General features: G+C 37.7%; 16 protein-coding genes. 11 read left to right on the forward strand and 5 right to left on the reverse strand.

Annotated elements, in window-relative coordinates:
* The first annotated feature begins 251 nt into the window (after nt 1-251).
* Complete coding sequence (gene gdhA / locus ABYK33_RS00710) at nt 252-1,640, forward strand: NADP-specific glutamate dehydrogenase (protein ID WP_373030978.1); 1,389 nt, start codon at nt 252-254, stop codon at nt 1,638-1,640.
* A gap of 189 nt (nt 1,641-1,829) precedes the next feature.
* Nucleotides 1,830-2,444: a hypothetical protein gene (locus tag ABYK33_RS00715; RefSeq protein WP_373030979.1), complete on the forward strand. Its 615-nt coding sequence runs from the start codon at nt 1,830-1,832 to the stop codon at nt 2,442-2,444.
* 27 nt (nt 2,445-2,471) lie between these two features.
* On the opposite strand, the gene ABYK33_RS00720 is transcribed toward ABYK33_RS00715, so the two are convergent.
* The gene (locus ABYK33_RS00720) at nt 2,472-2,789 is read right to left on the reverse strand and encodes a hypothetical protein (protein WP_373030980.1); all 318 of its coding nucleotides are present in this window, start codon (nt 2,787-2,789) and stop codon (nt 2,472-2,474) included.
* A 179-nt stretch (nt 2,790-2,968) separates the two neighbouring features.
* Here ABYK33_RS00720 and ABYK33_RS00725 point away from each other — a divergent pair, with 179 nt between their 5' ends.
* Nucleotides 2,969-3,487 carry a DUF4136 domain-containing protein gene (locus tag ABYK33_RS00725; protein WP_373030981.1) on the forward strand — a complete coding sequence of 173 codons (519 nt, stop codon included), beginning with the start codon at nt 2,969-2,971 and terminating at the stop codon, nt 3,485-3,487.
* Nucleotides 3,488-3,591: 104 nt separating this feature from the next.
* Here ABYK33_RS00725 and ABYK33_RS00730 read toward each other — a convergent pair whose 3' ends face one another.
* Both ABYK33_RS00730 and ABYK33_RS00735 read right to left on the reverse strand, forming a co-directional pair.
* On the reverse strand, nt 3,592-7,008 hold the full coding sequence (locus ABYK33_RS00730; RefSeq protein WP_373030982.1) for a mechanosensitive ion channel domain-containing protein: 3,417 nt from the start codon (nt 7,006-7,008) through the stop codon (nt 3,592-3,594).
* Nucleotides 7,009-7,174: 166 nt separating this feature from the next.
* The gene (locus ABYK33_RS00735; RefSeq protein ID WP_373030983.1) at nt 7,175-8,299 is read right to left on the reverse strand and encodes a DUF481 domain-containing protein; all 1,125 of its coding nucleotides are present in this window, start codon (nt 8,297-8,299) and stop codon (nt 7,175-7,177) included.
* 200 nt (nt 8,300-8,499) lie between these two features.
* Between ABYK33_RS00735 and ABYK33_RS00740 the strand changes: the two genes are divergently transcribed.
* The 6 genes from ABYK33_RS00740 (at nt 8,500) to ABYK33_RS00765 (ending at nt 15,637) form a co-directional block, all read left to right on the forward strand.
* Nucleotides 8,500-8,817 carry a hypothetical protein gene (locus ABYK33_RS00740; RefSeq protein WP_373031036.1) on the forward strand — a complete coding sequence of 106 codons (318 nt, stop codon included), beginning with the start codon at nt 8,500-8,502 and terminating at the stop codon, nt 8,815-8,817.
* A gap of 56 nt (nt 8,818-8,873) precedes the next feature.
* Nucleotides 8,874-11,690 (forward strand): helicase-related protein, encoded by a 2,817-nt coding sequence (locus tag ABYK33_RS00745; RefSeq protein ID WP_373030984.1) that lies wholly within the window; start codon nt 8,874-8,876, stop codon nt 11,688-11,690.
* Nucleotides 11,691-11,804: 114 nt separating this feature from the next.
* Entirely contained in the window at nt 11,805-12,293 is a 489-nt protein-coding gene (locus ABYK33_RS00750; protein ID WP_373030985.1) for a GNAT family N-acetyltransferase, read from the forward strand.
* 20 nt (nt 12,294-12,313) lie between these two features.
* On the forward strand, nt 12,314-13,282 hold the full coding sequence (locus ABYK33_RS00755) for a hypothetical protein (protein WP_373030986.1): 969 nt from the start codon (nt 12,314-12,316) through the stop codon (nt 13,280-13,282).
* Between the two features lie 34 nt (nt 13,283-13,316).
* Complete coding sequence (locus tag ABYK33_RS00760) at nt 13,317-14,174, forward strand: RluA family pseudouridine synthase (protein WP_373030987.1); 858 nt, start codon at nt 13,317-13,319, stop codon at nt 14,172-14,174.
* A gap of 263 nt (nt 14,175-14,437) precedes the next feature.
* On the forward strand, nt 14,438-15,637 hold the full coding sequence (locus ABYK33_RS00765) for a DEAD/DEAH box helicase (protein WP_373031037.1): 1,200 nt from the start codon (nt 14,438-14,440) through the stop codon (nt 15,635-15,637).
* An 11-nt stretch (nt 15,638-15,648) separates the two neighbouring features.
* Here the strand turns inward: ABYK33_RS00765 and ABYK33_RS00770 are convergent, their stop codons facing one another.
* The gene (locus ABYK33_RS00770) at nt 15,649-17,067 is read right to left on the reverse strand and encodes a phospholipase D-like domain-containing protein (RefSeq protein WP_373031038.1); all 1,419 of its coding nucleotides are present in this window, start codon (nt 17,065-17,067) and stop codon (nt 15,649-15,651) included.
* Nucleotides 17,068-17,208: 141 nt separating this feature from the next.
* Between ABYK33_RS00770 and ABYK33_RS00775 the strand changes: the two genes are divergently transcribed.
* Nucleotides 17,209-17,988 carry a patatin-like phospholipase family protein gene (locus ABYK33_RS00775; protein WP_373030988.1) on the forward strand — a complete coding sequence of 260 codons (780 nt, stop codon included), beginning with the start codon at nt 17,209-17,211 and terminating at the stop codon, nt 17,986-17,988.
* On the opposite strand, the gene ABYK33_RS00780 is transcribed toward ABYK33_RS00775, so the two are convergent.
* On the reverse strand, nt 17,985-18,635 hold the full coding sequence (locus ABYK33_RS00780; protein WP_373030989.1) for an Hsp20/alpha crystallin family protein: 651 nt from the start codon (nt 18,633-18,635) through the stop codon (nt 17,985-17,987). The two genes, ABYK33_RS00775 and ABYK33_RS00780, sit on opposite strands and share 4 nt — an antisense overlap.
* Before the next feature lie 151 nt (nt 18,636-18,786).
* Between ABYK33_RS00780 and ABYK33_RS00785 the strand changes: the two genes are divergently transcribed.
* A complete protein-coding gene (locus ABYK33_RS00785) occupies nt 18,787-19,950 on the forward strand; it encodes a DUF819 domain-containing protein (protein WP_373030990.1) in 1,164 nt (387 codons plus the stop codon).
* Nucleotides 19,951-19,966: the final 16 nt, after the last annotated feature.

Here is a 19,966-nt window from a genome sequence, read left to right on the forward strand (position 1 = left end):
ACTAGAAGCCATTAAATACTCATCGTAGAGACAAGATAAAGGAGTACAAATGTATGAGAAGTTTAATGGCTTAAGACAGTGTATCATGACGCTGTCACATTTATGTCACATTGGAAAGATTAGGATAAACCTATATATTGTAACATAAGTGAATAGACCAAAACTCCTATTTTAAAATAGGAGTTTTGGTCTATTAGAAAGGATAAAAATATGTTAAACTATAAATATACTATATTAAGGGATACTAAATCATGCCGAGTAACAAACCAACGCTAGAAGATGCACATAAGAAGATAAAAGAAGAGCTAAACAAACTCATAGAGAGCCATCGTATTGAACATGATGTTTTTTATCAGGCTCTGGAAGAGGTTTTATTTTCTATTGCACCACTTTATCTTGCTGATGAAAAATATGCTAAACACAACATTATCAGAAGATTGGCAAATCCTGACAGAATTATAAAGTTTAAAGTCGAATGGATGAATGATAAGAATGAAATTAGGGTTAATACCGGATACAGGGTTCAGTTTAACAATTCACTTGGGCCATATAAAGGGGGGCTTCGTTTTCACCCATCAGTAAATGAAGGTATTTTGAAGTTTTTAGGATTTGAACAGATCCTTAAAAATGCACTTACCGGATTGCCTATAGGTGGAGGTAAAGGGGGAAGTGACTTTGATCCAAAAGGTAAAAGTGATTTTGAAGTAATGAAGTTCTGTACTTCGTTTATGCGAGAACTGCACAAATACATCGGTCCACGCATGGATGTTCCTGCGGGAGATATAGGTGTTGGTGCCAGAGAAATAGGATACCTTTTTGCTGAATACAAAAGGATCACTACAACTTTTGACGGTGTTTTAACAGGTAAACCTCTTTTCTTTGGGGGTTCTCTCGGGCGTACAGAGGCCACAGGGTATGGAGTGGTTTATTTTACTGAAGCGATGCTTGAAACGGAAAAGAAAGAAGGTCTGGAAGGTAAGACCTGTACCGTAAGTGGTGCGGGGAATGTGGCACTCTATACCATAGAAAAGCTTTATCAGCAAGGGGCCATTCCTGTTACATGTACAGACTCAAAAGGAACGATCTATGATGCCAGAGGTGTAGATCTAGAATACTTGAAAGATTTGAAGTTTAATCGTCGAGGATCTCTAGAAGAGTATGTTTCAAAACATCCTGAAGCGATTTATATTCCTGTCTCAGAATATCCTGAAGGAGGTCATGCAGTATGGAACATAGAGACTTATGCTGCTTTCCCTTGTTCTACACAAAATGAGCTAACTGAAATAGATGCAAAAAATCTAATCAAAAACGGTTGTGTCTCTGTGACCGAGGGGGCCAATATGCCGTCTACTCCAGAAGCCATGGAAACCCTTTTGACAAATAAAGTCTGTTTTGGTCCAGCTAAAGCAGCCAACGCAGGCGGGGTTGCTGTAAGTAATTTTGAAATGAGTCAAAATGCCTCTATGCTTAAGTGGACTTTTGAAGAGGTTGACGCCAAACTTAAAACGACTATGTATGATATTTGTCAAAATATTGCTGACACTGCTAAAGAGTATGGTGTCGAAGGAAACTATGTAGATGGTGCAAATATTGCCGGATTCAAAAAAGTTGCAGATGTCATGATCGCTGAGGGAATATAAATGAGTGAAAATACTTAATCTTCGGTGGTGTTGCGGGTGCTGCATCTAATATATCAGGAGTTCAACATCCACTCAGTAGCAAGATAAAAAATACAGATAAACCTATGAATATTTTTTTCATTTGCTTTGCCTTTCGTATATTTTATATTATATCAAGTATACTGTGGAAATCAATATCCAGGGGTTTGAATGAAAAATATTTTGTTGATTGTTTTGTTGAGTGTGTTTGGTCTTGCCAAAGAAGTGAAGCAAACTACTTATGCTTGTGAATTTAGTACTTATGCTACCGAGAAAGGTAGTTTCCGTGGTGATGTCATGAGATTAACAATTGTTACAAATGATAGTAACGGTACATATACTATGAAAGGTAAGAATAAAGTATCTCAAGGAAACATCATTAGAGGTGACAAAGGATTATCTTTTATTAAAGTGACAAGACTTGGGAATATCACGACAACTACGATGAGCATCATTCCTCCTATTGAAGATCCGCAAAAAGCGGTTCATAGTAGAAATATCCTTTCCGGTGGGAAACTTTTGGCAAGTCAATACTATGGAACATGTCAGCTTGTGGAAGAAATTCAAACTAAAAAAGTACGTTTTCATATCTCAAAAGAAAAAAGAAACTGGCTGTACAAAAAACTGAATATCAAAGCAAAACTAAAATCGCTTCCAAAAAAAGATGCTAAATATGTCCTTTCAGCACTCGAAGGTGTATTTCCTTCAAGACTCGAAATGGAAGAAGATATGAGTATAGAGGGGATGATCCTTGTATCAAAGATCATGGATAGTGCGACTAAATAAAACCCTTTTATAGACTTTTATGCTTATCTAGTCAAACTTAAGCTCTTCACTTAATTTTGTGAAGAGCCACTTTTCTATTTGATTACCTCTCACTTTTGCATATTCGGCAGCTTTTACTTTTACCTTAGGTATAAGTTCTTCAATAGAATATTGACCGAGAACTCCCAGTGACTTAACACCAGGTCTACCATAGTAAGCTACTATCATTTCATTTTCAGTAGGAAGTTCTTGTGTTACGTTAGTAGTATCTGCTGCTGATACAGATCCTGTAAGACCATATAGTGAAAGGCGATCGACATTGTAATACCTGTAAAGGCAGAGCGTATTTTTAATTTTTAATCTCATTCTTTATTACTTTCCCTTTTCATGTAATGTATTAATAATCACATTTCTTTCTGACACTAAATATCCAAAAACAATAAATTATAGTTTTAACTTGATTTTACCTTTATCATAACGATATACTTAGCATTATTGCTATATCAAAAGAGCCATAATTGTGTATAAAATAAAAAGGAAATAAAATGTCAAAGTTGTTAAAAAGTACGATGGTCGGTCTGATGATCGCAGGATTTACAGGATGTGCACAAAATACAAGTGATATTGAAGTCATAGCTTTAAAATCTGAAAAAGCTAATCTAGATGGGTACAAAACATATCAGATAATTGATCAGAGTGGTTTTGTACAGGATCCAAAAGGAACGCCGATCCCGACTAATTTGGATGTAAGTGCAGAGATACAACAGATAGTCAATGCCGAGCTGGCTAAAAAAGGCAAAATGGCAGTAACAGCGAATCCTGATTTCTATGTTGCCTATCTTGCAGCTGCAGATATGGATGCTATCAAAGAGAAAGTTGATAAAGAAGGAAAAATAACGATTGAAAATGCTCCGGATGCAGCAATGTTATTGACTCTTATCGATGCAGATACGGCGGAGATCATCTACATCTCTTCAGCAGAAGGCGATGTAAAAGGGTTACCTGCGGATCAAATGAAACAACGTTTGAACTATGCCATCAAAAAGATGCTTGGTAATATGTAATTTTAGACTACTAAGCTTTCCGGGTTTTCCCGGATAAGCCTCTCTCTTTTTATAACAAAGTATACTTCGTCACTTTTCCTCTTCACGCTAACTTCATTCAATATTTATGTGCTTTTATCATCTTTTTGATGCACACGAATATCGATCGGTTTACTGGTATCAAGATGTATATCTCGTTGAGGGAATGCAATAGATATACCTGCTTCATTAAACTTTTCATTAATGGTTTTATTCATTTCTGTAATAATATTTGTACGATTTTCTACCGTAGGTAAATAGGCCCTTAAGCTAAGTTGCAGCGCATTATCGCCAAAATTTTCGAAGGCAACAAATGATTCAGGGGAGTCAAGCACATTCTTATTTTCGGTGGCTGTTTCTTTCAACAGTTTCATCGCTTTTGGTACATCACTTCCATAAGCAATGCCCACAGGGATCACAACCCTTACCGTCTGATCAGACAATGTCCAATTGAGCAATTGTTGAGTGATGAATTCTTTGTTAGGTACCAGTAATTCCTGTCTGTCCCAGTTGACAATAGTAGTCGCACGGATCTGGATACGGGTCACTGTACCTGTAACGTTACCTACCGTCACAGTATCGCCCACTCTGATAGGTCTCTCGAATAAAATGATCAAACCACTGATAAAGTTAGCTACGATCTCTTGTAGACCAAACCCTATACCAACACTAAGGGCAGCAGCAAGCCATTGAATCTTCGACCAGTCAGCACCTATAATATTGAAAAAGGACATAGCTCCTACAGCAACGATCACATAACGAAACAATGTAGTTGCTGTATAGCGTCCACCTACTGTAGACTTCTGGTTCTGCAGCAATACAAATTCCAATAAGGCTGGTAATCCCCGCGATGCAATGATAGTGATAAGAATCACTATTATCGCAAAAATCAGATCTCCTAACGTTACTGGCACCATCATATCCACTCCATCGACCAGTCCTACACTACTCCAAAGAGAGATATCATTCAGGAAGTTAAAGGCAGGTAAAAGAGGTGACCAGATAAACCATAGACCTACTATCGCACCTGAGAAAAGCATTGTATGTAGTAACTTCCGGCTTTTTATACCCAGATCAACAAGGTCAACTTCCGGTTCATCATACTCCGAGATGGGTTCATCTTGACCTAAATTACTTTCCCTGTTTTTTTCCATCGCCTCTTTTAAGATCCTCGCCTCTTCCCGACGTGCCAAAATAGCTTGGACTTCAAGTCTTCGGTTTACTAATAGCATCCAACGTGCGAGCATTCCTTGAATAAGGACAAAAGCATAGATCATCCAGATCGTTATAAACAAGTTATGTGTTAACATACTAGCTGTATTGAGGTAACCAAGAAGCACAAGAATGACTGTGACAATTATCAACGCGATGAAAAACTTTTCCCAGATGAATCTGTAACGTACTATGAGATGATCAGTATTTTTCTCAAAGTACTTGCTAAGTACACCACCCTTGGGTGTAAACGTTCTAAAAAGAAAAAGTCCTATAGCACCAATGATAGTCAATAAACCCAGAAGTGTAAGTACCCCACTAATTCCTACACTCTCCAGAGTCACACTGTAAATCGCGATAAATATAGCGGGCAAGAGTAACACCATCAAGAAACTTATCTCTTTATGCAGTTTTACAGCGATCTTCTCTGGCCAACGAAAATGCTTCACAGCGACTCCATCGCGGATAGCTATATCAGCGAAGAAAAGGAGATAAAAAAAGTCGATAGAGGTACGCAGAATAGCTTTTGACACTGCATTTGAAAACTCACTGGGTTCAGCAGCCAATGACAGTTGCCAACCAGTTATCATAAATAAAAGCGGTAAAGGCAGTGAAGCTAAAGCCGTCCAAAAAAGTGCTTCAACAGTATAACCAAAATGATCGGTACGAATACTCCGTATTTTTTCGTTTGTAGCCCTTGCAGAACTTAAAAAAAATTTTCTCATAAAAATAAGAACAACAAGAAAAAGCATTAAAAGACTAATTGTAAATTGAGATCTAAGCTGTACTAGCAGAATGTTGCCCACAAGTATCCAATTGGATGGTGACAGAAACTGTTCAAGTTCTCCTGGCAAACTTTTAAACATAGAAAGACTAACCGGTTTGGTACTACGGATCCACAGAAGGTTTTCAGCTAAGAAATTATTATATGCTTTCACCACATTCATGAGTTTCAGTAAAGAAGTATCAAGTTCTCCTAATGCACGTGAATAAGAAGATTCCAGTTCAATAAGCTGATTCAGAAGTGCTTGACGGCTCAGTGCAAGATCTTTAAGTTCTGTACGAATTGATTCAACCTCATTTTGAGGTAGACCCTGCATAAACTCTGTCAGATAGGTATTAATGTCACGTAACTGCTTATACTCTTCTGCATACTGGATCTGTTCCAATCCAGACTGAGAAATACGTTTTTTTAAGCGACTGACCTCACTTTGCATAACGGAGACCTTAGGCATCGTATTATATTGTTTGATCAATATTTCACCGTAATCTTGGTTCATCCCCGCGATCTCAAGTTTTTGCTTGATACTGCTGAGAGTATCTCCAATACGCTTGGCACTTACACGATTGTTTCTCTCTGCAACAGAAATATCCTCAATATTAAGAGTAGTTGCTTGGAGCTTCTCTCCCAGTGCAACATTCTGCTCTGCTAATTTACGTACCAGAGGATGCTTATCTTTAGACTCTTCTTTGGTGATCTCAACTTGCTGCTGTACCAGTTTAACTTCTGCAAGTCGGCGTTTATTGAGAAGCTCATTTATTAACTTTATATATATCGTCATATATTTGACTTTACTTTCGGCAACATCACGTTTTGCCTTAAGTAATTTTATACGCTCCTCGTAACTCAACAGTTCTTGATCAAGCATATTGATCTCAGAGCTAATTGCAATTGACTGCGTTTCAAGCACCCATTTTTTTGCCTGTGACATCACAGCCACATCACCTTCAGATGATGACTTAGTTGTAGTTATGGCATCTAGTTTACTCTTCAGCTCAATTAATCTCTCTCTGGCAATATGTGGCCTTGTATTCTGAGTCACTATTTGATTGTCGAAATCAGACAATCTTGCTTCGATGGACGACAGATTAGCTTTTTCTTTTTCTTCTAGTTCTACGAGTTCTTTCAGTGTTTTTGTTTCCAAATCTTCCAAGAGTTTTTCAGGTAACATCTCTTCTTTCTCTTTTAGTAGATTGAGCAATTTTTCTATTTCTGCCGGTGCATTTTTTCGAGCCTCTGAAAATGATTCTGTATTTGCCACAAAGAATTGTTCTTTCTCGATATTTGCCAATGACAAATTGTAAAGCTCTATGAGCTTTTTCTTAGATTCTTCATCAAGATCTCTTTGATCAATTTCTTCGATCTTACTTTTAATCACTTCTGAATTCACACCAGATATCATTTGATTACTATTTTCTTCAGCTCCCAATGACCATTGTGTAACAAGTAGAAACAACAATCCTGTCATCAATATGATGCGTAAAAAATTCTGTACAATATCCCTCTTCATACCCATTCCTTCATATACAATTTTTGTATTTCTATTTATCACACTTAAACACACTAAGGAAGAGTCGAAAATAAAAAATCCTTCTTTATTTCCAAAACTAACCCTTTTATACTCTTATTATATCAAATCCTATTTTTCTCGTAATTAAGTGTCATGATATTTTAGTTTAAAATTCAAAACCAAACATCAGGTTGGTTTGTGTTTTATTGTTTCCTATTGAAGGATCAGGGTTGCTGTCATTGATATAATCGAAGGAAAGTTTCGTTGTAAAAAATTCATATACAGGTACAGTGAAAGCTAAATTTGCCCGTGTTAACCAATCTTCATTAGGATCTGTAAAACTTGGAAAATACACAACCCTTCCATCAATCTTTACTTTGTTGATGAGATACACATCCTCAATTAGATATTCCCCAGTCAATCCCAGTGCGGCTGCTGTATAACTTGAATCCCCATAGAGAGTATTATCTGTATATCTTGTCCAAACATATGCCAAACCTATCGACGGTTTAATCCAACTGCTTTTACCCAGTTTAAAATTGTGACCATACCCAGCTGTTGGGACCCATCGTGCATCAATATTTCTTATACGATCATATTCACCTATCAAGGCACCATACAGAAAGTTATCACGATCATAAAAATATCGGTTACCCACCATAATAGACAATTCATCTGTAGTCTCAGTCTTTGGAATACCAGGCGTTTTTTTCGTTTCATATTCATAATCAAAATGAAGGTAAGTCTCATTTTGTGCTTTTTTTCGTAAAAGGTTGGCTTGGACTCTAATTTCATCCGTAACGCTTGACCCACTCTCAAGCTCAAGTCCAATACTAAAATTTCCCTTGAGGTAAGGTACTTTATTGCGCACATAATTTTCAACTGACGGGTCATCTTCTATGGTCATTGCAAAATGATCAATATCAGTGATCTTAACCACTTTGGTTGTACCTGCACTTTGCACTTTTAAAGATTCCTGATCCACAATCCCTACAACTCTTCCATTAATTCTTTCATCTCCATATGAAATGTTGTAACGATATTTTGTATGGATCGCATCAATATCTTTATAAGCTATATGGTTGATCCCATCAATATTGACAAGTCTAAATGAGAGCTTATGAGGTCCAATATTTGTGATTTTGCCTTTAAGTACCATTCCATGGACTTCAATCGTATCCATTACAACTTCTTTTTTAGATTTATCGTTAGATATATTTCCACCTGCAAAAACAAAAGAACTAAAAACCAACATCAGTGAAACAAATACCATTTTTAAACCGGATACCATAACATTCCCTTTACACAACATCTTATATAAATACTAAAGTACTATTATTATAGCACGGTAAACAATCACTATCACGTTTTTATAATTCCTATGAAGAAGTAAACAGAGAAAAACATGACAATTTGACATATTTCTCACATTATTTTTTAAAATAGACTATCATTATATATCTATGATAGAAGGAGCCAAAGGTGGATGGTATGATAAAAGTAATGTACACAATAATGTGTAAAAATGACGTAAGTAAAACACTGAGCTTGGCAGATATATTTGCCAATGAGAAGGTTGAAAAGGCCATCAAGAGTGAGTTTGCCAAAGGTTTAAGAAACCTTGTGATCTCACACAAAGAAGAGGCCGAAGTTTTTCTAAAAACAGAAAAAGAAGTTTTTGAAGTAACCGTAAGTAAAAACGATTTCGCAGACCTACTGGAACTTGCAGAAGAAGATGCTCGTAAACATAAGCGTATCAAAAAAGAGTGCGATGGAGTGGAATTGGTTGATATTTGTACGGTTGAGTAGGTTTAGGGCTGATTTTTCATGCTATACTTAGTCAAAATAAATAATAATAAGACACTATGGCAAAGAAAAAGAAAAAATACTTTATAAAACTCAACAACAAAATACGAAACTATTTTAATGGTCTTCCTTTTGATGAAGGAGTCACTACACTCGATGAAGATAAACTTATAGAGCTCATTATGCTGCTTGAGATCACCCTTTCCTCGCACACAAAAGAAGAGATGGTACGTGCACTCAGACGTGTCTGGAGTGAAGGTGAAGCTGTATCTAGAGAAATGATAGTCTCATACCTCACACAGAGCTACAAAGCTGTACCTTATGCAGGACATATTAAACGTCCTTTGGACAAAGTAGAAAAGATACTCCAGCTCTTAGGAGATGTCAAGTACACTAAGCATGAAGAGAACCTGCTACTTGAAGCATTTATAGACGTTAAAAGTACCAAGATCACAGAAGAAAAAGTCCTCAATAAACTTGCTTATTTACGTATGAGAACTAGACTTCACACACTGGAGAATTCTTTAGAGGTAGTGTTCAATTCCCTCAATGAAATGGACTTTTACCACAGCTTCACTTTTGCCTTACAAAGCTTCGACTTCAACAAGCTTCTTTTATGTACCACAGTCACTCTACCCATGGATGAACTTTGGGATTTGAATGACAAAGAGATCGTCACTAAACTTCAATCCATTAAAGAAGAAACCATAACCAAAAAAACTGCGGAGATAGAACATTTTCTTACCCACATCAAAGAGGATGGACATGTCTATTTAACTGAGCAGGAAGTAAATACTGCTCTCAAAAGCATGACGCCAGAATCATCACTCTACCATGCGCCTATTCCCTTTGGAACTGTTGAGAAAATATTAACTAATATTAGTGATAAATATGAGGTCTATGAAAGCACTGATCATATCATCATAGAGAAAGAGAAAAACCATGATCTCTTTGGTACGACACTCTTCTATCTTACTTCTGTTTCCTATGAAAAACCTTTCTTATACAACCTCATTTGGAGAGGCGAAGAACCTCCGGTTAAAGAAGATATCAACAGAGTAAATGATGACTTACTTGCACACTTCAAAGTCGCCATAGATGATGTATTTGATGACATGAAAGAAGAGAGTGAAAAACTGGATATCGAAGAAGAAAAACTGCATGAGTTCATCGTCCGTTTTGTGGAACCACAGATACGTTCTTCCGGCGTCTTAAAGTTTAGAGAAAAAAGTAAACGACGTATACTCTTTCACTTTGGAGACTACATCAAACCTCTGCTTGAAAAACAAAAGCGTGAAGAGTTATTGGCTAAAACCATTCGTGACTTTAAAAACCTTTTTCCTCTCGCCCGTGAACTCAAGCGGAAAATAGTATTTCATGTGGGACCTACAAACTCAGGTAAAACATATACTGCTCTCAAAGCTCTGGAAGAAGCAACAACAGGTTACTACCTTGCACCACTTCGGCTACTTGCACTTGAAGGATATGAAAACCTTAAAAAAGAAGGTGTAGCTGTCTCACTTATCACCGGTGAAGAAGAGATCATAGACGAGGAGTCTACACACATCTCTTCTACCATAGAAATGATGAACGCTGCAGTCGATGTCGATGTCTGTGTCATAGATGAGATCCAAATGATATCTGACCGTGATAGAGGCTGGGCATGGGCAAATGCACTTATGGGTATACCTGCCAAAAAAGTCATCCTTACAGGTTCCTCGAATGCACTCAAGGCCGTGGAAGAACTCTGTGAATACCTGGGTGAAGAGTTGGAAGTCATCCATTTTGAACGTAAAAATGAACTGGTCATGATGGAAAAGCCTACTTCTATGAAACAAATAGAACCGCAAACAGCCGTCGTAGCCTTTTCCAGACGTGATGTGCTCTCACTCAAACAACAACTCAGTGAAAAGTACTCTGTCTCTGTTGTATACGGTAACCTCTCACCTGAAGTCAGACGCGAAGAAGCCAGACGTTTCAGAGAGGGTGAAAGCCAGATACTTGTCTCCACCGATGCCATAGCCATGGGACTCAACCTCCCTATCAAGACCCTGCTCTTTTCCAAAGACAACAAGTTTGACGGCTTGCGCAGACGTGAGCTTCTCCCTACTGAAGTACTACAGATCTCCGGACGTGCCGGACGTTATGGCTTTGAAGAAAAAGGGTATGTAGGTGCCTTGGATGAAAATGCCCTTAGCACAATCACCTCTGCCTTTCATACACCACTGCCAGACTTGGAACTGCCTGTCTCAGTCATGGCAAGTCTAGAACATGTCATGCTTATAGGTGAGATACTTGAAACAGATAACATTTTGGATATCTTGGCATTTTTCGCAGACAACATGGAATTTGAAGGTCCTTTTGTTGCAGCGAACATCGATTCTATGCTTGAGATAGCCGCTATCGTCAGTGAATACACACTAGACCTGAAAACACGCTTTTTCCTATCCTGTGCACCGGCGAGTATCTCATCACCTTACATAGAGTCCGTTTTTCATCGTTATATCCGTCAGATAGAAGCAGGCGGAAAAGTACTCTACATCCCACCAAGAGACCTACCTGCTTTTGCACAAACGAATGATATGCTGCTTAATGCAGAAGACAGAGTAAGAGAGATCTCACTCTATCTATGGCTATCCTTCAAGTTTCCGGACACTTTTGAAGACACAAAACAAGCCATTGCCGCCAGAGTAAGACTAAACAACTTCATAGAGAATTCCCTTAGACAGGGACACTTCACAAAGCAGTGTCGAAGATGCGGTAAAGTACTTGACTTTTCTTACAGATTTTCTATCTGTGATCAGTGTCATGGTCAAAACAAAAGAGGTACAGGATCTTCAAGTCATGGTGGGTATAGAGGACGCAGAAGAAGATAGACTTTCTACCCTCTTCTACCATCATGATTTTCACTATGCTATAATTATGTATATGTATTCTAATTGCCATAAGGTCTCAATAGTGTATAACAAAAAATTTCACAGTAAAACAAAATGCATATAAGAACAGTGAGCACTAAAAGTCAAATACAAGCCATTGAATCCCTTGCGCATGAAATATGGCATGAGCATTATACACCTATCATCGGTAAAGCTCAAGTTGACTATATGCTGGAAAAGTTTCAGTCTGTTAAATCCATAGAGGAACAGATAGACAATGGCTTTTTATACTTTTTATGTGAACATGACAATGTCCCTGGGGGTTATATGAGTGTGAACATTAGAGGAGAAGAATTGTTTTTAAGTAAAATTTATGTTGCCTCAGTAAATCGTAGAAAAGGGTATGGGAGAGAAATGGTAGCATTTCTTGAGGATCTGGCAAGAAAAAAAGCACTTAATAAAATTTCACTAACGGTAAACAGATATAATACCAATAGCATTCATATGTATGAAAAAGTTGGTTTTAGTATCTGTGGCAGTGTGATCCAGGATATTGGCAATGGCTTTGTCATGGATGATTACAAAATGGAAAAAAGCTTATAGTTTTTATAAAGGAGCGAAAGATGAAACAATTCAATAGTTATATACTCATATCTTTACTCTTTTTTTCAAATCTATATGCCTATGATCTGAGTGTGTCAGAGAGCCAAGATACAAATATATCTCTTAAAGAAGTAGAGAGTTGTAGAGAGTATATTCCTAAAAAAAGAAAATCCTCAAACAAGTTCTATAGAAAATTTAAAAAACTCTTTTCGGACTATGATAAAACCTGGGTTGAAGATATGATGACCTATTCTGTTGATATGGTTATGCCTGACGAAGTAATGCTGGCGACTGAAGATGTTATGGATCATAGAGATGAAAAGGGATTGGGTTATCATGCAAAAGATATTCCCAAAACATTAAGTACTGATGCCTATAACATCATGTTAACAACCGTATACTATCATTTTCAGGATGTCGCACGCATAACTGAGGAATTATGGGAAGATGATGCCTGTGATCCAGGTACTTTTACCTATGACATCAATAAAGAGCCAAAAGAACCTTTACTCCATTTAAAAGCAAGTGATAAAAATGCTAGAGGCGTGACTCAAAACGGTATTGTTTTACCCCTAAACGAGAACTTTCCTGAAGCTTTGTACCCTTATGCTGTAAGACCAAATGGTTGCAGCGCAGAAGGACTACAGGATGTATATGATCGTGCTAATGATTTCTCAAATGATGAGCCTTGGCTTAAAAAAGCATGTGATAACCATGACAGATGTTATTTTACAGAAGGCACTACTTCCAAAGATTGTAACGCTCAGTTTATTATTGAAGCCGTAGATGCCTGTAACCATATTAGTAATGAAGATACCCTACTTTATATGGGAATGAAAAACGCTTTTTGCGGCTTCAAAGGCTTGACCGTATCATCTGCTGCAAATGCATGTGCAGACAAATATTTTACAGAAGCACAAAGAAAACAAAGAGCATATAATCAATGGGTCAAAAGATATGAAGAAGCATATCTCAAAGCAAAACAATAAAATATAATAATATAAAATAAAAAGGTACTTACCTATGGCAGATATATTCACAGTGAAAGAAAAAAGTAAACTCCTAGAGTTTCTTTTTGCACATCTAGGCGGTTGGTCCAAAAAGACTATTAAGCAACGATTACAAGGTTCAAGTGTTGCTGTAAATGGTCAGATCACCACCAAGCATGATCATCCATTAAATACAGGTGATGTAGTAGAAGTAGGTGTGGTTAAAAAAGCTTCGACCCAGGCACAGACCTTACAAAAACTGGAGATCCTCTATCAAGATAAAGACATCATAGCTATCTATAAACCTGCAGGTCTTTTGTCGGTCGGGAACACAACAGAAAACAAACAACATGCCCTTGCCATTCTGAGGGATCAACTCTCACGAGGTAAAAATCAGGTGAAGCTCTGGCCTGTACATAGACTGGATAGAGATACCTCCGGTGTTTTACTTTTTGCAACCTCAAAAGAGATGAGAGAAGTCGTCATGGATAAATGGAGTATATCTGAGAAGATCTACCTGGCCATAGTCGAAGGTTCTCCAAAAGAAACAAAAGGAACCATAGACCAGCCATTAAGACCGGATGACAAAGTGTACCGTATGTATGTAGGGAAACACCCTGAGGCAAAACCTGCTGTGACTCACTATAAAGTCAAACAGTCTACAAAAGATAGATCTTTATTGGAAGTCAGTATAGAAACAGGAAGACAACATCAGATACGTGCACATTTGGCCTGGTTGGGACATAGTATCATTGGTGATGAGCGTTATGGAACAAAAGGTGAAAAGATGGGACTTCACGCAAAAAAACTTACTATTATCCACCCGGTAAAGAAAAAACCTATGAGTTTTGAAATGGATGCTCCCAGAGAGTTTTACGCTCTTCTCAACTAATACGCTATAATACGTATAATATAATCATAAAATATGACTAGTCATATGAGCCTACTGCTGAAAAATCACAGTGACAACAATATATTTTTGATAATTTGCCTAAATGGCAAGTTCATCATAAATATACAATTTTGTGCTTTGCTCAAAAAATGTCCTATTAATAGTTACACCAAGGAAATACCATCAAATCATTTGAAAAATTAAATTTACATCCCGATATTTTAAAAGCCGTTGCGCATGCAAAATATGAACAGACCACTGCCATACAAAATAAAGTCGTACCATTAGCACTCAAAGGTGTGGATGTACTGGGTGCATCAAAGTCTGGAACAGGCAAAACTGCTGCATATGTACTTCCCTTACTTAACAAACTGCAAAAAATAGTTAAAAAAGACCAAAAAGTATTAAGAGCTCTGATCATCGTTCCTACCATTGAACTTGTTGATCAGGTTTCCAGAACGATCAATGATCTGAGCAAATACCTGGACATTAAAAATGTGAAGATACAAGGCGGTATACCTAAAAGTACCCAGCTTGCAAGACTTTCACAAGGTGCAGACATTGTTGTTGCAACACCGGGACGTTTACAAAGTTTTATAGATGATAAGAAGATAAACCTTGAGCACATCAATACCGTCATACTAGATGAAGCAGACACGATGTTGGAACTTGGCTTCTTAGGTGAGATCAAAGCCATACTCAAACACTGTGGACAACCAAGACAAACCATGATGTTTTCTGCAACCATTTCACAGAACATCAAAAAGCTTGGAAAAGAGTTTATGCGTGATGCTGCAATTGTTGAAGTGAGCCAAAGACGTGATGTTGTTGACTTCATCGCTCATCGTGCATACAAAGTAGACAGGAAGAGAAAAGATGAATTGGTCGCTAAACTTATAGAAGACATGCATATGGAACAAGTGCTTTTATTTGCAAGTACTAAGGAGTCTGCAAATAAAATATATGAATACCTCAAAAGTCATCACATACGTACTTCCATCATACATGGGGATATCAATAGAGGCTCCAGAGCAAAATCCTTAGCACTGTTAAAAAGTGGAAAAACACAGGTACTGGTAGCCACAGACATTGCCGCACGTGGTATAGACATCAAAGAACTTGATATGGTCATCAACTACGATATGCCTGAGGGCACAGATGACTTTACACACCGTGTAGGAAGAACCGGTAGAGCAAATCATAAAGGATCTGTGATATCTATTATAACGGCTAGAGAATACAATCTTTTTTCAAAGATGGAAAGAGACTTAAAGCTCAACATAAAAAGAGATGTCTATCCAGGATTTGAGCTTACCGATACACAACCAAGACAAAAACAGCCAAAGAAAAAATCACTTATCGAAAGAAAAGGCGGCTTTGACTACCATAAGCAAAAAATGCAAAGAAGAGGACAAAGCAAGTCAGCTCCTGCAAAGAAAAAGCCAACGGGACGAAAGAAATAAAAGTAAAAATATCAGAGTAAAGGTGCAAACACCTTCATCATATTTTCAACTGCTTCACGCAGCTTAGAAGGTTTTTTCATCCCTCTGCTTGAATCGTTTATTAACACTTTCATCCATCCCTCCATACTCTCTATAAATTGGGGGGAATAGACAAAAGTAACTACTTCATAGTTAAGAAAAAGACTTCGGTTGTCCAGGTTCACTGACCCTACCATACCTCCAAGATCATCAAAGAGTATCGCTTTGGCATGGAGCATCTCTCCTTCATACAAAACCACATCAGCACCTATCTCATCAAGCTCACGCATGTAGGGGCTTCTGGCCAGATCTGCGAGCATATGGTCAGAGTTTTTAGGCGTGATCAACTTCACATCAACACCTTTATGATGTGCTATCACCAATGCCTGTATCATATTTTCATCTGGGACAAAATAGGGAGTCACTATCCATATACGTTCTTTCGCATTATAGATGGCATTTAAGAGTGCTTCATAAAGTGCATCAGTAGGTATATCTGGTCCAGAAGGAACCACTTGTACGATACTCTCTCCCTCATAGGTATCAGATATTTTAAGATCTGCTTTTTCTTCTTTTGTGGCATAGCCCCAGTCATTTTGAAAGATATGATAAAAATGATGGACAGAGGGTCCCCTCAAAAAGTAAAGAAGGTCTTCCCAACGTTTACTTCCGTCTGCTTGTCCCATATATTCATTACTGAGGTTCATACCTCCACTTAGCAGTGTGGTTTGATCGAAAAGATAGATCTTACGATGATTTCTAAGATTGATATAGTTTTGAAACGGTCTCTTCAAAATAGGAGTAAAAAATGCCACTTCGCCCCCAGCCTCTTTTAATGCATTAAAACCTTTTTGATTAAAACTGGCACCGAAAGAACCCACCAGATCCATCAGCAATCGTACTTTGACTCCTTCGTTTGCTTTTCTGGTCAATACATCTAAGATTACCTCTGTTGTTTTATCAAACTGAAAAACATAGGTACAGATATCGATACTGTATTTTGCACTATCAATTTCTTGGAGCATTCGTTCATAAGCTTCTGAATCATCGGTGATCAGTTCAAAAGTATTGCCTTTTGTTGCAGGGGGAATACCATTTTTTTTCAGAAGATTTTGAAAGGCATGATGAGGGTCATCCAATTCAAAAGGAACATGTTCACGCACATGATCAAATGTAACATACTCTTTTCTATGTTTTGGTTCACGTTTACGTATACCGATAAGAAAATAGAGTGGCACAACGATATATGGAAAAAAGAAAATTGATAACATCCATGAGATCATACTAGTTGGAGATCGTTTTTGATAAAGGATATGACTCAGTGCAGAGAAAACAAGGATTCCTGCAAGTACGACTAAAAAATAGGTACTGATAAACTGTAAAGGTGTAACGTCGATGGGAAACTCCTCTATTTAAGGCATCTTAAAAAACCCTAGATACTTTTATAGATTAATTATAACATAATGAAAACTGCTAAAAGAAAATTATTTAAGAAATGATAAGAAGGAAAGATCATAGTACTTACTGCCAATGACTTACGTTATAATACTTTCATGATAAAAGACCTACAAAGTAAAAATTTCACATTGGTTCTCTCAGGTGGTGGTGCTTTAGGCATCGCACATTTAGGTGTATTGCACGACCTGCAGAAACAACAACTGGTACCTAATGAGATAGTTGGTACCAGTATGGGAGGTATCATTGGTGCCTGTTTAGCTATAGGATTGGCAGAAGAAAAGATCTATGAACATATCAAGAGTTTTGCAGGTATATATAACTGGATCAAGTTCTCTTTTTCCGGTAATGCTGTCGTAGACAATGAAAAAGTAGCCAAAATATTTGATGGTATTTTTCAGGATAGAAAAATGAAAGATACCGCTATACCACTCAAACTGATCGCCACGAACCTACTTAACGGTGATAAAAAAGTGTTTGATGCATCTGATGATGTCTATATCAAAGATGCCATACTCTGTACTATGGCCATACCTGGTGTGTTTAAAGAGCATATCATCAATGGAGAAACCTATGGCGATGGCTTTCTTTGTGAAAACCTTGGTGTCACAGAAGCCACATTCGATACGATACTCGCCGTAGATGTGCAAGGAAAAAATGCATTTGAAAAATCTATGCCTGATAACTTTTTCAAAACAGCCAATATTTTAGAAATGTTTGAAAAGTCTATAAGGCTACTCATTTACAACCAATCAAAAACAAATTTAGCTCATTTACACAACGAGATCTACCTCATAGAACCGGAGACAAAAGCCCACAAGACCTTTCAGTTTCACAAACATGAGGAAATTCGTGATTTAGGCTTGGGATTACTCTAAACATGTGAACTTGTATGTGGTACCCTTACTTTTGTTGTATTGTTTTCCTTTTTCTCTTGCTCTTTTGATAGTTCCTCTACTGCTGCAGGTAGCTGTTTTTCCTTCTCTTTCACTACAGGGTGCTGAATACTCTTTTTTTTCTGAAGTGTTAAAACAAATACACCATTTTTGTACTCACTCTTTAAACTGCCTGGATCTACATCATTAGGTAATGTCTCGCTACGTTGCATCATACTTACATAGTGTTGTTTCATTTTCATATTTGACTGGTTTGACTTCTTGACTGTATCTATCGTTGCTTTTAGATGTAACATACCATTTTCAATTGTAATATCGATCTGATTGTTTTCACTTTCCGGTATTTGTGTATTGTACTCATAATATGTACCTTTATCTACCAAAGTACTTTTACCTGTCTTACTGTTATTTGGAATCAAGTTCTGTCTGGTCGGATAATTCCACAGTTGTGTGCGTTGTTCCATTCGTTCATTCATACGCTCAAAGATCTTATCCATCTCTTTTTGCATTTGATACATCTCTTTAAATATATCATCCCCGAACGGATCATTGAAAAACGGATCATTTGCCTGAAGTGAACTCATTGCTATCAAAGGCAAAATGAAAAGCGATATTTTTTTACTGAACATGTTGTGCTCCTTATACTTGCTATTTATTTATGAAAAAATTATAAAAAATATAGGTTAATCGTTTTTAAACAATCATCTTTCTTATCTCCTGTACATACGCTATAATACTCCATACAGAAGAGTTATATATTTTATAATATTAAGGACCAAGATGATAGAGAATGGATTTACCTATGTAGCTGTACTAGCGTTGACAGCTGCATCTATCGTCTTTTTAGAAAAAAGAACACAAGCAAAATTTTTTGAGTATCTTCCGGCTATCGTTATCATCTATTTTGCTGTCATGCTCCTCTCTACTTTTGGACTATGGCAAAAAAGTGAGTCAGTGACGGATGCCTACAAGTTTCTCAAGTCCAACCTCCTTCCTGCTATGATCTTCCTCATGTTACTCTCTGCTGACATGAGAGAGATATTTAAACTGGGTAAGAAAATGTTACTGACTTTCTTTCTGGCATCTGTGAGTATCGCCATAGGATTCATAGGTACTTTTGCCCTCTTTCATACCTACTTTGAACCTGACTCATGGAAACCTTTTGCTGCACTCTCAGGCTCATGGATGGGTGGCACAGCAAACATGGTCGCCATACAAGGTGCTTTAAACTTACCGGACTCTGCCATGGGATACACCCTGCTGATAGACTCCATAGACTACGCGATCTGGGTCATGATACTACTGGCACTCGTACCTTTTGCCAAAAAGTTCAACCTTTGGAGCAAAGCTGATACTTCAGCCATAGATGAAGTAGGCGAAAGACTAGCATTGAAAGAAGTCTCTAAAAAGCCTATGAGCTTCACTTCTCTCTTCATCTTACTAAGTGCAGGCCTTGTTGTCTCTGCTTTGGCACAGTATGGCGCATCATTCCTTCCTACTACATCATTTCTTACCACTACCACTTGGGTTGTCATCATTGCAACAGTTGCCGGGGTGTTCTTTGCTATGACCCCTTTAGCGAAGTTATCGGGAAGTTCTGTATTGGCAAACATCATGCTCTATCTCATAGTAGCACTCATCGCTTCACGCGCAAATTTCACAGAGCTTACAGAGGCCCCGCTTTACATCATGGCCGGATTTGTTATCATTGCCATACATCTCAGCATCATGGTACTCTTTGCCAAATTCTTCAAACTTGACCTCTTCTCCTTGGGTGTCGCTTCTTTAGCCAACATAGGTGGTGTAGCCTCTGCACCTATCCTGGCCTCAGCCTACTCAAAAGCCCTCATTCCCATAGGTGTACTCATGGCGATGATGGGCTACATTGTAGGCACATTCGGTGGATTAATGGTAGGAAAAGTCTTAGAGATGATCGCTGGATGAGCACAAGGTATATTTG

The sequence above is a fragment of the Sulfurovum sp. genome (genome assembly GCF_041562805.1).
Lineage (GTDB): Bacteria > Campylobacterota > Campylobacteria > Campylobacterales > Sulfurovaceae > Sulfurovum.

What these genes read in the sequence shown, in the direction of transcription:
- ABYK33_RS00780 (WP_373030989.1), bottom strand. Translation starts at nt 18,635, where the DNA reads ATGTTCAGTAAAAAAATATCGCTTTTCATTTTGCCTTTGATAGCAATG.
- ABYK33_RS00745 (WP_373030984.1), top strand. Translation starts at nt 8,874, where the DNA reads ATGGCAAAGAAAAAGAAAAAATACTTTATAAAACTCAACAACAAAATA.
- ABYK33_RS00785 (WP_373030990.1), top strand. Translation starts at nt 18,787, where the DNA reads ATGATAGAGAATGGATTTACCTATGTAGCTGTACTAGCGTTGACAGCT.
- ABYK33_RS00740 (WP_373031036.1), top strand. Translation starts at nt 8,500, where the DNA reads ATGATAAAAGTAATGTACACAATAATGTGTAAAAATGACGTAAGTAAA.
- ABYK33_RS00720 (WP_373030980.1), bottom strand. Translation starts at nt 2,789, where the DNA reads ATGAGATTAAAAATTAAAAATACGCTCTGCCTTTACAGGTATTACAAT.
- gdhA (WP_373030978.1), top strand. Translation starts at nt 252, where the DNA reads ATGCCGAGTAACAAACCAACGCTAGAAGATGCACATAAGAAGATAAAA.
- ABYK33_RS00775 (WP_373030988.1), top strand. Translation starts at nt 17,209, where the DNA reads ATGATAAAAGACCTACAAAGTAAAAATTTCACATTGGTTCTCTCAGGT.
- ABYK33_RS00735 (WP_373030983.1), bottom strand. Translation starts at nt 8,299, where the DNA reads ATGGTATCCGGTTTAAAAATGGTATTTGTTTCACTGATGTTGGTTTTT.
- ABYK33_RS00755 (WP_373030986.1), top strand. Translation starts at nt 12,314, where the DNA reads ATGAAACAATTCAATAGTTATATACTCATATCTTTACTCTTTTTTTCA.
- ABYK33_RS00730 (WP_373030982.1), bottom strand. Translation starts at nt 7,008, where the DNA reads ATGAAGAGGGATATTGTACAGAATTTTTTACGCATCATATTGATGACA.
- ABYK33_RS00760 (WP_373030987.1), top strand. Translation starts at nt 13,317, where the DNA reads ATGGCAGATATATTCACAGTGAAAGAAAAAAGTAAACTCCTAGAGTTT.
- ABYK33_RS00725 (WP_373030981.1), top strand. Translation starts at nt 2,969, where the DNA reads ATGTCAAAGTTGTTAAAAAGTACGATGGTCGGTCTGATGATCGCAGGA.
- ABYK33_RS00715 (WP_373030979.1), top strand. Translation starts at nt 1,830, where the DNA reads ATGAAAAATATTTTGTTGATTGTTTTGTTGAGTGTGTTTGGTCTTGCC.
- ABYK33_RS00750 (WP_373030985.1), top strand. Translation starts at nt 11,805, where the DNA reads ATGCATATAAGAACAGTGAGCACTAAAAGTCAAATACAAGCCATTGAA.